This window comes from Campylobacter helveticus, from assembly GCF_002080395.1.
In the GTDB taxonomy this organism is placed as follows: domain Bacteria; phylum Campylobacterota; class Campylobacteria; order Campylobacterales; family Campylobacteraceae; genus Campylobacter_D; species Campylobacter_D helveticus.
Genome location: NZ_CP020478.1, coordinates 1,698,086 through 1,711,485, shown reverse-complemented (window position 1 = coordinate 1,711,485; position 13,400 = coordinate 1,698,086). Strand labels below are relative to the sequence as shown.

The 13,400-nt window shown below is 34.2% G+C and carries 11 protein-coding genes, 4 tRNA genes and 1 rRNA gene; 8 read left to right on the top strand and 8 right to left on the bottom strand.

The annotated features are described in order from the left end of the window. Positions 1-35 precede the first annotated feature (35 nt). From rrf to CHELV3228_RS09040, 3 genes are all read left to right on the top strand, one after another. Positions 36-152 (top strand): 5S ribosomal RNA (rrf, locus tag CHELV3228_RS09050). A 317-nt stretch (positions 153-469) separates the two neighbouring features. Continuing rightward, entirely contained in the window at positions 470-1,630 is a 1,161-nt protein-coding gene (locus CHELV3228_RS09045) for a tetrahydrodipicolinate N-succinyltransferase N-terminal domain-containing protein (RefSeq protein WP_082200670.1), read from the top strand. Between the two features lie 8 nt (positions 1,631-1,638). After that, the gene (locus tag CHELV3228_RS09040) at positions 1,639-2,949 is read left to right on the top strand and encodes an aromatic amino acid transport family protein (protein ID WP_082200669.1); all 1,311 of its coding nucleotides are present in this window, start codon (positions 1,639-1,641) and stop codon (positions 2,947-2,949) included. Here the strand turns inward: CHELV3228_RS09040 and CHELV3228_RS09035 are convergent. Next, on the bottom strand, positions 2,946-3,581 hold the full coding sequence (locus CHELV3228_RS09035; RefSeq protein ID WP_082200668.1) for a protein-L-isoaspartate(D-aspartate) O-methyltransferase: 636 nt from the start codon (positions 3,579-3,581) through the stop codon (positions 2,946-2,948). The two genes, CHELV3228_RS09040 and CHELV3228_RS09035, sit on opposite strands and share 4 nt — an antisense overlap. Before the next feature lie 74 nt (positions 3,582-3,655). Between CHELV3228_RS09035 and CHELV3228_RS09030 the strand changes: the two genes are divergently transcribed. Then, positions 3,656-4,204, top strand: coding sequence for a gamma carbonic anhydrase family protein (locus CHELV3228_RS09030; protein WP_082200667.1), 549 nt, complete (start codon positions 3,656-3,658; stop codon positions 4,202-4,204). 47 nt (positions 4,205-4,251) lie between these two features. On the opposite strand, the gene CHELV3228_RS09025 is transcribed toward CHELV3228_RS09030, so the two are convergent. From CHELV3228_RS09025 to CHELV3228_RS08995, 7 genes are all read right to left on the bottom strand, one after another. Then, positions 4,252-4,839, bottom strand: coding sequence for a restriction endonuclease subunit S (locus CHELV3228_RS09025; RefSeq protein WP_234981009.1), 588 nt, complete (start codon positions 4,837-4,839; stop codon positions 4,252-4,254). Between the two features lie 39 nt (positions 4,840-4,878). Then, on the bottom strand, positions 4,879-5,448 hold the full coding sequence (locus CHELV3228_RS09020) for a restriction endonuclease subunit S (protein ID WP_082200665.1): 570 nt from the start codon (positions 5,446-5,448) through the stop codon (positions 4,879-4,881). A 61-nt stretch (positions 5,449-5,509) separates the two neighbouring features. Next, positions 5,510-5,597 (bottom strand) — tRNA-Ser (locus CHELV3228_RS09015). Positions 5,598-5,599: 2 nt separating this feature from the next. After that, positions 5,600-5,673 (bottom strand) — tRNA-Cys (locus CHELV3228_RS09010). A gap of 21 nt (positions 5,674-5,694) precedes the next feature. Then, a tRNA-Leu gene (locus tag CHELV3228_RS09005) sits at positions 5,695-5,783 on the bottom strand. Between the two features lie 3 nt (positions 5,784-5,786). Continuing rightward, positions 5,787-5,861, bottom strand: a tRNA-Gly gene (locus CHELV3228_RS09000). A 55-nt stretch (positions 5,862-5,916) separates the two neighbouring features. Continuing rightward, positions 5,917-6,678, bottom strand: coding sequence for a hypothetical protein (locus CHELV3228_RS08995; protein ID WP_082200664.1), 762 nt, complete (start codon positions 6,676-6,678; stop codon positions 5,917-5,919). Between the two features lie 73 nt (positions 6,679-6,751). Between CHELV3228_RS08995 and mutY the strand changes: the two genes are divergently transcribed. From mutY to CHELV3228_RS08975, 4 genes are read left to right on the top strand one after another with little or no spacing between them, the layout of a single operon-like run. Further along, entirely contained in the window at positions 6,752-7,750 is a 999-nt protein-coding gene (mutY, locus tag CHELV3228_RS08990; protein WP_082200663.1) for an A/G-specific adenine glycosylase, read from the top strand. Beyond that, positions 7,740-8,591, top strand: coding sequence for a radical SAM/SPASM domain-containing protein (locus CHELV3228_RS08985; protein WP_082200662.1), 852 nt, complete (start codon positions 7,740-7,742; stop codon positions 8,589-8,591). The genes mutY and CHELV3228_RS08985 overlap by 11 nt, the downstream gene beginning before the upstream one ends. Before the next feature lie 55 nt (positions 8,592-8,646). Continuing rightward, positions 8,647-10,806, top strand: coding sequence for a site-specific DNA-methyltransferase (locus CHELV3228_RS08980; RefSeq protein WP_082200661.1), 2,160 nt, complete (start codon positions 8,647-8,649; stop codon positions 10,804-10,806). Further along, positions 10,806-13,346, top strand: a complete 2,541-nt coding sequence (locus CHELV3228_RS08975; RefSeq protein WP_082200660.1) for a DEAD/DEAH box helicase family protein — start codon at positions 10,806-10,808, stop codon at positions 13,344-13,346. The genes CHELV3228_RS08980 and CHELV3228_RS08975 overlap by 1 nt, the downstream gene beginning before the upstream one ends. The last annotated feature ends 54 nt before the right edge of the window (positions 13,347-13,400 follow it).

Genomic DNA, 13,400 nt, shown 5'->3' with positions numbered 1-13,400 from the left:
TGAAACTTGAGGCTTATAAACATTTAAATAACAATGTCCGTGATTATACAGATGTGGAAACGCCTTGCTCCATCCCGAACCAAGAAGCTAAGCACATCGTGGGTGATGATACTACGCCTTACTGGCAGGGGGAAAGTAGCTCATTGCGGACTTGTTGTTTTAACTTTCCACAGCGTTACGCTTTCTTTCTTTCAAGTTTTTATATTTGTTTTTATAAAGCTAACTAAGGCTTTAAGGTTTTTTAGGTAGGTGTGTTTTTATTGTTAAGACTTTACAAACTTTGAATGATTCTTTGATATTATTTTTTTTCATTATAGAGATAATTTAAATTTTATTATAGATAGAAATAAATAAATAGATGGTATGATGTTAATTATATTTGGTTTTTTTGTATTTTTTCTTTTAACAAAGAAACATTAAGCAAAAAAGGCTAAAATTTAGGCATTTTTCATAGAAAAAAGGATGGATAATGATAGGCACAAAAGAAGATTTTTTGCTTTTAATAAAGCAAATTGAACAAAAAGCAAATTATAGAAAGCCCTATGCTTTTGGTATAGCGAGACTTGATAGGGGACAGCTTAATAAAAATAAAATTTTACAAGCCTCTTTTGCTTTGGTTAATTTTGAGCAAAATTATGCCTCAGCAGCGGTTATGCTTGAGGCTTTTTCAAGGCGTGGTGTGGCTCTTGATTTCGACAAAAGTGAATTCGTAGAGCTTTTAAAACTTGAAGATATAGAATTTGCTCTTTCTTGTTTTAAGCCTTTTTTAGAGGAAGAAGGACATAAAAATATCGACTTGCTTAAAATTATCAAGGATAAATTTAAAGATGAAGAATTTGCCTTTGTGTGCCTTTTTGAAGATAAAGAGCCTTTGAGTGTGGAAAGTGTATATCTTAAGCTCTATTTGCTCTCTTCTAAAAAAGTGCCTTTGAGAGGGCTTAATCTAAATGGTGCTTTTGGCTTACTTCATAATGTCGCTTGGAGTGAGGATAAACCGATAGAACTTGAATATTTACGCGAAAACGAAATGCGTCTTAAGATGGGCAAGCAATATCCTAAGATTGATTTCGTTGATAAATTCCCACGCTTTTTAGCCCACATTATCCCTGAAGATAATACAAGAATTTTAGATAGTGCTAAAGTAAGAATGGGTGCTGTTTTAGCCTCTGGGACGACCATAATGCCCGGAGCTTCTTATGTGAATTTTAATGCTGGAACCACAGGGGCTTGTATGGTTGAGGGTCGCATAAGCTCTAGTGCCATAGTGGGCGAGGGAAGCGATATAGGTGGAGGAGCTTCTATACTTGGTGTTTTAAGTGGCACAAGTGGAAATGCTATAAGTGTAGGAAAAGCCTGTCTTTTGGGGGCAAATTCCGTTACGGGCATACCTTTGGGGGATAATTGCATCGTGGATGCTGGCATTGCCGTGCTTGAGGGAACGAAATTTTTACTTAAAGACAAAGAAGAGCTTCAAAAAGTAAATCCTAGCTTTGACTTTAATAAAGAAATTTATAAGGGCATAGAGCTTAAAAATCTCAATGCTTTGCATTTTAGGCAAGATAGCATTAGCGGGGCTATGATGGTTGGCTTCAATAAAAAAGTCGTAGCACTCAACGCTGCTTTACATTGAGGCAAGAAATGAAATCGTATAAATTTGATACAAGATGGATGCTTTCACTTTTTGGCACAGCTGTAGGTGCTGGAATTCTTTATTTACCCATTAGGGCTGGAACTGGGGGCTTTTGGCCTGTGGTGGCGATGGGTTTTGTTATTTTCCCTATGGTTTATCTTAGTCATAGGGCTTTAAGTCGTTTTGTTTCTCAAGCAAGTGGAGCGGATAAGGACATCACCCACGCCGCAGAGGAGTATTTTGGAAGAAATACGGCTTTATTTATTTCTGTGCTTTATTTTTTCGCGATTTTCCCCATTTGTCTCGCCTATTGTGTTGGGATTAGCAATACCTTCGAAAGTTTTATTTACCATCAATTTTTACCCTTAGCCAGTGCTGATGTGGCTGAATTTATTCAAAGTATTTATCAAGTAAGCACAAGTGAAAATGATAAGGTCGTGGCGAATCTTTTTCCTTTTTATAGGGCTTTGCTTGTCTTTATTTTGGTAAGTTTATTTATGATAGTAATGCTTTTAAGCGAGGAGCTTATCACTAGAATTTGCGAGTGGCTTGTTTATCCTTTGTGTGCGATTTTATTTTTATTTTCACTTTATCTTATACCGCATTGGAATTTAGAAAGTTTTACTCACATACCGCATTTTAAAGAATTTATTACCATCGTATGGCTTACCTTGCCCGTTTTGGTTTTTTCTTTTAATCATTCTCCCGCCATTTCGACTTTTACACTAAGCGTAAAAAGACATTATAAAGAACATAAAAGTGGCGAAAAAGCAGACCAAATTCTTTTCAAAACTTCAATAATGCTTCTTATCTTTGTGATGTTTTTTGTGTTTTCTTGTGTGCTTTCTTTAAATGCTGAGGAATTTAGCGATGCCAGAGCGCAAAATATCCCAGTGCTTTCATATTTTGCTAATAAGCTTGACAATCCTTTCATCGCTTATGGTGGTCCTTTGGTGGCGTTTTTGGCGATTACAAGTTCTTTTTTTGGGCATTATTTTGGAGCAAGAGAAGGCGCTTATGGTATCGTTCGCAAATGTTGCAAAATGGCAGGAGCGACAAATCCCAATCAAAAGCTCATCAGGCTCATCTGCGGCTTTTCGATGTATATCATAATGCTACTTGTAGGCTTTTATAACCCTAGCGTTTTAGACTTTATAGAAAAGCTTGGCGGTCCTATTATCGCGGCAATTTTATTTTTAATGCCAATCATTGCGATTTACAGCATTTCAAAGCTTAAAAAATTTCAAAATAAAGCTTTAGATTTATTTGTCTTTTTGACAGGATTATTAACGATAGTTACGGTAATTTACAGCTTTTAAAGCTGTTCCTTACCATCGACAACAGGCACAAAGCAGCACTCTTCTAAAATCTCTTTTTGTAAATTTGTGCCATTTTTACTGAGCCTTGTGATAAATTGTTTGCCATTATGCAAAATGGGTGCGACTAAAATCCCCCCATCACTAAGCTGGTCTAATAAAATTTCAGGAATCGAAGTCGCATAAGCAGAAAACAAAATTCTATCATACGGAGCATAATTTTTCCAGCCATTTTGCCCATCATCAAAACGGACATTAATGTTTAAAAAACCAAGCTCTCTAAAAGTATCTGCGGCTTTTTTTGCAAGCTTTTCAATGCGTTCTATGGTAAAAACACGCCTTATAATGCGACTTAAAATCGCCGCTTGATAGCCACTTCCACAGCCTATCTCTAGCACACTATCGGCATTTTTGCATTGTAATGCCATAGTCATTTTAGCCACAGTTAAAGGAGAGCTAATCCACTGCGAATTTGTCAAAGGTAGAGCATCGAGGCGATATGCGTGAGCTTTGAGCGGAGAGAAAATTTCTCTTGGCACTTGAGAAAAGGCGTTAAAAAGCTCTTCGTTGATAAAGGTTTTTGTAGAAATCTCTTCTGCCATAGCCTGACAGCGTTTTTGCTCAAACGCGTTCATTTTTACTCCTATAAAAAGGCTAATTGTAACCAAAAAGATTAAACTTTTAGATATACTTAAAAAAAGGAGAGAAAATGCTAATTAAATTTCAAGGAAAAACCCCCAAAATAGGCAAAAATGTTTTCATAGCAGACGGCGCTAAAATCATCGGTGAAGTGGAGATTGATGAAGATAGTAGCGTGTGGTTTAATTGTGTTTTAAGAGCGGATTATAATTTTATCAAAATAGGCAAAAGGGTTAATATACAGGATTTAACCACCCTACACATTTGGCACAAAGAATTTGATGAAAATGGTGCACTAAAAGACCCAGGACACCCCACTATAATAGCAGATGATGTTAGCATAGGGCATAACTGCGTTATACACGCTTGTGAAATTAAAGAACGCGTTTTGATAGGAATGAATTCTGTCGTAATGGACGGCGCTTATATCGCAGAAGATAGCATTGTGGGGGCAGGAAGCGTAGTCACTAAAAATAAAAAATTTCCTCCACGCTCTTTAATACTAGGCAACCCAGCTAAATTTATAAGAGAATTAAAACCCGAAGAAATTGAATTTTTAAAAATATCGGCTAAAAATTATGTAGAATTTAAAGACGCTTTTTTAAAAGAAATGCAATAATCATTACTGAAACAATGGGCTTTTATAGCCCTAAAATGAAAGTTGCACTACCTAAAATCCAAAAGCCTCTCTCTATAATATTCATACTGCTTTTTACGCGCTTCTATCTCGGCAGGCAGTCCGCGCGCAAGGTCGTTTGTGAGCGTGTCAAATTTATCGAGAATCTCCACAATGTCCCTTTGCACCTCTAGGGGCGGCAGGGGGATTTGGAATTTTTCTAATTGTTTATTATGCACTCTCAAAACTTTTGCCCCTTGTGCATATTTCTTTTTAAATTTATCAAATGGCTCGGCTTGGAACAGATAGCCTATAAACTTTGGATTTTGTGAATGTGAAAAAATAAAAGTATCACCGCTAACGCACGCTTCTTGCTCCCCTAGATAAACGACTGCCTTACAAACGCATTCTTTATCCTCGCTCACCCCAGAAATGACTAAATCTCCATATTTTGCTTTTTTCAGCTTCTTTGCCACTTCTTGGCTTACAAAGCTTATCGTGCTATGCGTGTAGTTGTGGTAGTGTGTGTGGATTTGCCCGTAGTGGATACACGGCACACCAGAATCCACAAAATCGCTTTTTGTCAAGCCATTGCCACGCGTGAAAGCCCCTAGCTCGCCCAAGTGCTTAAGCTCCACGCTGCCGCCTATGGCGTGGGCGCGCTTCTCTAGCTCGCTCTAGCTCAAAAGCTTGTCGCGGTAGTAGGTGTATTGCTTGCGCCGCGCGGCAAGCTCTGCCTGCAACTCTGCCTGAAGCTCTGTAAATGTGTCTAAAATCTCTACGATTTTCTCCTGCACGACTAACGGCGGCAGGGGGATTTGGAATTTTTTAATGGTATCCATTGCAATATAAGGCAAACTAATATTTATAATATTTTTTTGCAAAAATCTCATAAAAGTGGCATTGAAATAATATTTGAGAAAATGGATATTTACATTTTTAAAACTATGCAAAATCCGCATCCACTGAAAAGCATTAAATTTGCCTTCAAAATATCGGCAAGGTTCTTCGCCATTATCTTTTTTACATACAATTAAAGCTTCGGTATCCCAAGCATAACTATCAACAAATTTTGGATTTTTATAATCATAAGTAAAAAATGTATAAGCTCCGCTTTCTTGAGCTTTGTTTGCATTTAACTTACCGCCGTCAATCTCGCACACTTCGCCCAAGCGTTTAAACTCCACGCCGTTGGGGCAGTGCTGGGCGAGTAAGGATTCTAGCGGATGGGATTGTGTCGCATTCATCGGGCTTCCTTATGAAATTTTATAAAATGCTAATTAAAATAGGGTCATTAAAAGAGAAAAGTGGCCGGGAGAAAGGGATTCGAACCCCTGGAGGTGTTACCCTCAACGGTTTTCAAGACCGCCGCTTTCGACCACTCAGCCATCTCCCGTTTGGAGGCGACACCCGGATTTGAACCGGGGATCAGAGCTTTGCAGGCTCGTGCCTTACCACTTGGCTATATCGCCTCAAAGTTCAAAATGTAAATGTGGTGCCCGAGGCCGGACTTGAACCGGCACGGAAGAAAAATTCCGAGGGATTTTAAGTCCCTTGTGTCTACCAATTCCACCACCCGGGCAGGTGGAGCGGGAAACGAGATTCGAACTCGCGACCCCAACCTTGGCAAGGTTGTGCTCTACCCCTGAGCTATTCCCGCGTAAAAATCGAAATTCTAGCAAAATAAACTTAAATAGAGTTTATTTTGCTTTAAGTTATTTACAAATGAAAAGTAAATTTGCGACAGCACTTTGACTTTGCTCGTTTGTTAGAGGTAGGGAAATCGCTTCATTGGCGGCACTTTTTGCACTCATCATTAAAGCTCTTGGGGTAACGATAGGGGCAGAATTTAAAGAAAAAGATTTTAAAACGCAATTTTTATTGAGTTTCGTAGAATAATTTTTTTCATACTCGTAAGCCTTTGTTAAAAGCTCGTCGTTTAATTTTTCTTTCGTCGCTTTAAGTAAATCGCTAGAGAAATTTGCTCTTAAGGCTGGGGTCGAAACGCCTATAAATTCGCTCTTTGCAACAATAGCATTAATATCATTTAAAAACGCATTAAACGCACTTAAATTTCCCTCTTTTATCTCGCAATTTAAAACAGCGTTTAGCCTTTGTCCTTTAGGGACTTTAAAATTGTTTTCATAAGAGAAATTTGCTTCTAAACTATAAGCTCCGCCCGTGCAAAACTTATCCTTAGCACTTCTTTCTAAAATTTCTTTAAAAATTTGAGAGATTTGTGCTTTTTCAGTTTCGCTTAAATGAAGCTTTGTGCTTAAATCCTCATTTGCCCAAAAATTAATTTCAGCCTCGTAAATATCAGGCTTTACCTTAATGGAACTTTCCGCCTTTGTGATTAATTCCACTTCGTTCGAACTTGATTTTTTGCCCAAAAATTCAACATTAAAAACCACCCCAGCGATGAAAAGCAAGAGACACAAAAATCCTACGCCTAAACCTTTAAAAAATGTTAGCATTTTCTTTCCTTAATGTTTATATTTTGATGAATTTTAACAAAAAAATGAAAATTTTTGCTATACTTTTTGCCTAATGCAAAAAGAGATGATAGAAAAATTACAAAAAAATTTACTCAAATGGTATGAAAATAACGGACGCAAAACGCTTCCTTGGAGAAACTTGCAAGGTAAGGCAAATAGAGCTTATGCGGTTTATATTAGCGAAATTATGCTCCAGCAAACGCAAGTTAAGGTTGTTTTGGAAAAATTTTATTTTCCTTTTTTACAAAAATTCCCCACACTTTTAAGTCTTGCAAATGCAAAAGAAGATGAAATTTTAAAGGCTTGGCAAGGGCTTGGTTATTATACTAGGGCTAGGAATTTAAAAAAGGCAGCACAGCAGTGCGTTGAGGAATTTGGTGGCTTTTTGCCACGCAAAAAGAAAGATTTGTTAAAATTGTGCGGTATAGGAAACTACACGGCTGGGGCGGTGGCTTGCTTTGGGTATGATGCGTGTGAAAGCTTTGTGGATGCAAATATAAGCCGCATTCTTTTGCGAATTTTTGCACTTGAAAATCCAACAACAAAAGAGCTTGAAGCAAGGGCTAAACTCATTTTAAATTTCAAAGAGCCTTTTGACCATAACCAAGCCTTGCTTGACATAGGTGCTTTGCTTTGTCTTCCTAAAAATCCAAAATGCAAACTCTGCCCCCTAAATGCTTTTTGCAAGGGAAAAGATACGCCAGACCTTTATACAAAAGCTAAAAAAACAAAATATGAAAATTTAGAACTTGATTTATTGATTTTAGAATTTAAAGGTAAATTCGCCATCCAAAAAAGCACAAAAAAACTTTACAAAGGGCTTTATAATTTTCCTTTCGGTGAAAAAATTTATCTTTGCAATGCGAAATTTGTAGGAGAATTTAAGCACACCTACACAAAATATAAATTACACATTAGAATTTATCATCAAATATTACAAAAAAAGAATGCGAAATTTGAATTTAAAAGTTTAAAAGAGCTCGAAAATTTAGCCCTCTCAAATCTCTCTTTAAAAGCTTTGCAAATTTTTAAGGCTAAAAATGCTTTTTAAAAAAATTTATGTGGAATTAAGCGATATTTGTGGGCTTGAGTGCGAATTTTGCCCCTCCAAAAAAGCTCAAAGAGGCATTTTGCCTTTGCAAGATTTTGAAAAAATCGCCACGCAAATTTACGATAAAGCTGAAATTTTTACCTTTCATCTTTTGGGAGACCCTTTAATTTTAAGGAATTTAGAGCAGTTTATAAATATGGCTAACACTTATCAAATGAAGCTTGAGATTACAACAAGTGGATTTCATTTAAATGAGAAAAATCAAAATTTGCTTTTAAATTACGAAAATATCCACCAAATCAATTTTTCCCTCGCTTCATTTTTCTCACAAAAAAAGCTAAGTTTAAACGCGTATTTGACGCCGATTTTAGCATTTTGCAAAAAGCACTTAGAGCTTAAAAAATCGAGTTTTATTAATTTAAGATTATGGAATTTTGATGTTAATTTTAAAGCCCCTAAAGAAAATGAAGAAATTTATAAAATCCTAAATGAAAATTTTAAGGAAAAATTTGACTTTACAATGCCAAAAATTCGCCTTGAAAGACATATTATGCTACATCAAGCAAAGCGTTTTACTTGGCCTAGTTTAAAAACGCCTATCGTTTCTAAAAAAGGCTTTTGCCACGCTTTAAAAGAACAAGTTGGCATTTTAAGTAATGGCACATTAGTGCCTTGCTGCTTGGATACTAATGGGGATATAAATTTAGGAAATGTGCTTGAAAATTCCTTTCAAAATCTGCTAGAAACAAAAAAATTTTTAGATTTAAAGCAAGGCTTTGAAAGAGGAGAAAGACTAGAAAATTTATGCCAAAGATGTGAATTTTTTAAGGCGAAAGCTTGAGCTTTTGAAAACGCGATTAGTTTTCATTTGCTAGACTAAGCTTGAAGGAGAATGTATGAAAAATGAATTATTACAAGATTTAGAAAATCGCTTTGAAACTCTAAAGCATATTAGAAATTTAGCACAAAGCTATGATGAAAAATTGTTTTGTTATCTTTTAGAGCAAAGCACATACAAAGATGAGTTTAAGAATAGATTTTTTATTGTGCGAAATAACACTTATATTTTTAAGCTTAATGACTTTTTGACCTTTTTAGACCTTAGAAATTTAAGCGGTAGCTTCACAAGTTATACAAATAAAATAGGACTAGGATTTAAAACAAAAAGCTTTTTAAAAACAAATAATGAAGTCGTGCTAAACTTTGCTTTTAAAGATGGCGTGATAAAAGGCGGACAAAGTAAAGATGAGGATAAAAAGAATGAGATATTTTTCAATGAGATTCTAGCAAAAGATGAAATAGATGTGCTATTTGCTAGAAAAGCTTTGCAAAATTTTGAGCTTATAGGGCAAGGGGATTTAAAAGAAAATCTTAACAATGCTAATCTTTTAATAAAAGGCAATAACCTTTTAGCTTTGCACTCTCTAAAAAAGAAGTTTGCAAATAAAGTAAAACTAATCTATATTGACCCACCTTATAACACAGGCAATGATAGCTTTAATTATAATGACAATTTTAACCACTCTACTTGGCTTACCTTTATGAAAAATCGCCTTGAAATAGCAAGGGATTTTTTAAGAGATGATGGCGTGATATTTATACAATGCGATGACAACGAACAGGCTTATTTAAAAGTGCTTTGTGATGAGATTTTTGGGAGAGATAATTTTGTAGGGTGTATTGTATGGCTTAAAGGTAACGCACAAAATGATGCCGATACAATGCAAAGAAACCAAGAATATATCCTATGCTATGCTAAAAATATAGAATCTAAACCCATTTATAAAATCAAGCAAAAGGTAAAAGTAAAAGCCTTTAAAGATGAAAAAACAGGCAGATTCTACTACGAGGGAGCAGGGCTTACTATGGGTGGGGGCGATGGCGGAAGCTTAGAGAATAGACCAAATTTAGGCTATACCTTTTACTACAATCCGCAAACAAAAGATATAAAACCACTTTTAGATTATGATAAAGATTCTGTAAAAACTATAACAAACCACGATGAGTTATATAACGATAATGAAGAGTTGATAAAGCAAGGCTATGTGCCGATACGCCCTCCAAAAATGGGTGCTGGAAATGGGCGCTGGAAATGGGCGCTGGAAAAAACGCTTAATGAGCTTGATAGGATTCTTATTAAAGCTGGTAAAAATGGCTATTCTGTTTTACGCAAAGAATGGCTAGATTCTAAACAAGTCAAACAAGATGAAAATGGCAACTACTATGCGATAATAGAAAAGGAAAATCCGCCCAAAAGCTTTGCTGACTTTGTGGGAAGTGGCGTAGGAAGCAAGGAAAATAAAGCCCTTTTTGATACAAAAGTGTTTAATAATCCAAAACCCGAAGCACTTATGAAATATATTATTGAAATATCTACAAGGGCGGTGGCGGAAGGATTTTGTGATGATTTTGTGGGTTGTCAAGCTCGAGGCGAAGGGAGTTTATTAAACATAAATGACCGAGCCGAGAGCGAAGACTCCCGCAAAAGCACGCAAGAGACGACGCCAGATTTAGTAATGGACTTTTTTGCAGGTAGTGGCACAACTCTAGCCGTAGCACATAAAATGAAAAGACAATTTATAGGCATAGAGCAAATGGACTATATAGAATCTATCACAAAAGAGCGGCTTAAAAAGGTGATAAATGGAGAGCAAGGGGGGATTAGCAAAGCGGTAGATTGGCAAGGAGGTGGGAGCTTTATCTATGCAGAGCTTATGCCTTTAAATGTAGCGTATAAAGAGAGAATAAAAAATATAAATGATGAAAAAATGCTAGATTCTATTTACAAAGATTTAGAATCTAAAGCTTTTTTGGATTATCGTATAGATTTAGATAGTATTTTAAAAGATAAAGAGTTTAAAGAATTAGATTTACAAGAGAAAAAAGAAGTTTTGCTAGACATTTTAGATTCTAATATGGACTATGTGCTATATGGGGATATAGAAGATAAGGATTATGCAATAAGCGATGAAACAATAGAGCTAAATAGAATCTTTTATGGGGATTGCCACGATTTTGCTAATGTAAAATCTCGCAATGACAAAAAAGGAAAATAATGTTTAATAAAAAGTTATATGAGACCTTACTAGAAGAGTTTGGAAAAAGAGGGCTGGAAGATATAGAGATACCTTTGTATATCAAAGAAAATTTATCCAAAGAGCTAAGAATCTACCAAGAAAAAGCACTGAAATATTATTATGCTAATGTAGATTCTATAAAACAAAATCACTTAATGTTTAATATGGCAACAGGCAGTGGGAAAACGCTGATAATGGCTGGCTTGATACTTGATTGCTATAAAAGGGGATATAGAGATTTTATTTTCTTTGTAAATTCTAATTCTATATTAGAAAAAACTAAGGCGAATTTTGCTGATAAATATTCAAGTAAATACCTTTTTAAAGAGAGTATCAATATAGATTCTGAAAATGTAGAGATTAATATTATTAATAATCTCAGTGAAAGTAAAGATGAATGTATCAATATACATTTTACGACTATACAGGCTTTGTTTTCTTTATTTAAAACAGAAAGGGAAAATTCTTTAAGCTTTAGTGATTTAGTGGATAAAAAGATTGTGTTATTAGCTGATGAAGCACATCATTTAAATAGCGATACTAAAAGTAAAAGTGAAAAAGAAAATAAAGAGGGTTGGGAGACAATCATAACAAAGGCTTATGAAAGCAATAAAGAAAATTTATTATTTGAATTTAGTGCTACGATACCACAAGAGGCTAATGTTTTAGAAAAATATACAAATAAAATAATTTATGAATATGCTTTAAAAGAGTTTTGCAAAGACGGCTATTCTAAACGGATATTTCTAACAAAATATAACAATGAAACTTTAGAGTATAGAATCTTAGGCAGTATGCTAACAAGCCTTTATAGAGAGCTACTCGCACAAAAGCATAACATAATACTAAAACCTGTAATAATGTATAAAAGTGAATCTATAAATGAATCAAAGCAAAATGAAGAGTTTTTTATAAATTTTTTAGAAAATTTAGAAGCTTCTCAAATAAGTAGCTTTTATGAAAATATTGATAAAGAGAGTGAGCTTTTACATAAAAGCTTAGAATTTTTTAAAAAAGAATATGGCTTGTCGTATGCAAATAGCATTATCAACTTTTTAAAGAATAATTTTAAATCATTGTATATATTAAATACAAATGATGAAAAAGAGCTTGAAAAAAATCAAGTATTATTAAATACTTTGGAGGATACAAGCAATGAAATAAGAGTGATTTTTTCAGTAGATAAACTCAATGAGGGTTGGGATGTGCTAAATCTTTTTGATATAGTAAGACTTGGAGGCAGTAAAGTTAGCAAAACTATTACGACTAAGGAAGTTCAGCTTATAGGAAGAGGTGCTAGATATTATCCTTTTAAAGACCCATCATTTATGTTTGATAGTGATTCTATTTATATAAGAAAATATGATAACGACTTGGACAATGAGCTAAACGCATTAGAGAGACTAAGCTATCATACCATTAATGATGTCGCATTTATTAAGAATCTTAATGAAAGTATGAATAAGCAAGGCTTGTTATTTGAAGAAGAAAAAAGGCGTGTAGATTTAATTGTCAATGAAAAGATAAAGCCTATTATTGATGATAACAAAATTTATTATGCCAGTAATAAAAGGATTAGAAGAGGGGATTTACAACTTTTCTCTATGACAAGAGCTGAAATAGAGCAGAAAATAAAGGGACTGCAAATTCCACTTTTTTCAAACTCTATAAAAGAAAGTGAAGAGAAATTTGAGATTGTGAAAGAAGAATATGATTTACAAAACTCTTCAACGCTTGAATCTATTATAGATACCAAATATTTTCTTAAAGCAATGAATATGTTAGGGCTTAGTTTTAAAGAAATTAATAAGAATCTTGACTTTAAAAGCAAAAGGGATTTTATAGAAAATTATTTAAAAAAAATATATGTATGCTTTTCAAAAAAACAAACATTTAATATGGAAAATAAACTTGAAATAGCAAAGTATATTTTGGAAAATTTTAAATCCTTAAAGCAAAGTATCAAGCAAGAATATGAAGTAAGTGAGTTTCAGTCTCATAAATTTAATATAGGCGATAGAATAATCTTTAAAAATGATGATAATTTTGAAGATTCTAGATTCACTTGGCTATATCATAAGACATTTTGTTATGATAGTAAGCTAGAAAGAGAATTTTTGGAATTTATAGAGAGCAGAAAAGATGATATTGATAAGATGTTTTCTCAATGGTTTATTATAAGAAATGAGGGATTTAAAGAATTTAAAATTTATGATAATCGCGTAAATGAAGTAACTTATGGAATGGGCTTTGAGCCTGATTTTATTTTCTTTGGCAAAAAATTGAGTGAAAGGAATGATAAGTTTTTAAGTATTCAATGTTTTATGGAGACAAAGGGAGAGCATTTAGCTCCTAAAGATAGTTGGAAAGAGGATTTTCTAGCAATGCTAAAGGGCAAAAAGCTTGACACAGATACAAATCAAATATTGACATTAGAATCTTTACCATTTTTTATAAATAAAGATATAAGCAAAAATCAAGCATTTATTGATGAATTTGATGGGTTTTTAAATAAGTAAAGATAAGACTAAATAAATTTTTAATCAAAGATTTTCTAAAATACTTCTTTTAAA

Coding starts and splice junctions, on each gene's coding strand:
- CHELV3228_RS09045 (WP_082200670.1), top strand. CDS start 470: ATGATAGGCACAAAAGAAGATTTTTTGCTTTTAATAAAGCAAATTGAA.
- CHELV3228_RS09040 (WP_082200669.1), top strand. CDS start 1,639: ATGAAATCGTATAAATTTGATACAAGATGGATGCTTTCACTTTTTGGC.
- CHELV3228_RS09035 (WP_082200668.1), bottom strand. CDS start 3,581: ATGAACGCGTTTGAGCAAAAACGCTGTCAGGCTATGGCAGAAGAGATT.
- CHELV3228_RS09030 (WP_082200667.1), top strand. CDS start 3,656: ATGCTAATTAAATTTCAAGGAAAAACCCCCAAAATAGGCAAAAATGTT.
- CHELV3228_RS09020 (WP_082200665.1), bottom strand. CDS start 5,448: ATGAATGCGACACAATCCCATCCGCTAGAATCCTTACTCGCCCAGCAC.
- CHELV3228_RS08995 (WP_082200664.1), bottom strand. CDS start 6,678: ATGCTAACATTTTTTAAAGGTTTAGGCGTAGGATTTTTGTGTCTCTTG.
- mutY (WP_082200663.1), top strand. CDS start 6,752: ATGCAAAAAGAGATGATAGAAAAATTACAAAAAAATTTACTCAAATGG.
- CHELV3228_RS08985 (WP_082200662.1), top strand. CDS start 7,740: ATGCTTTTTAAAAAAATTTATGTGGAATTAAGCGATATTTGTGGGCTT.
- CHELV3228_RS08980 (WP_082200661.1), top strand. CDS start 8,647: ATGAAAAATGAATTATTACAAGATTTAGAAAATCGCTTTGAAACTCTA.
- CHELV3228_RS08975 (WP_082200660.1), top strand. CDS start 10,806: ATGTTTAATAAAAAGTTATATGAGACCTTACTAGAAGAGTTTGGAAAA.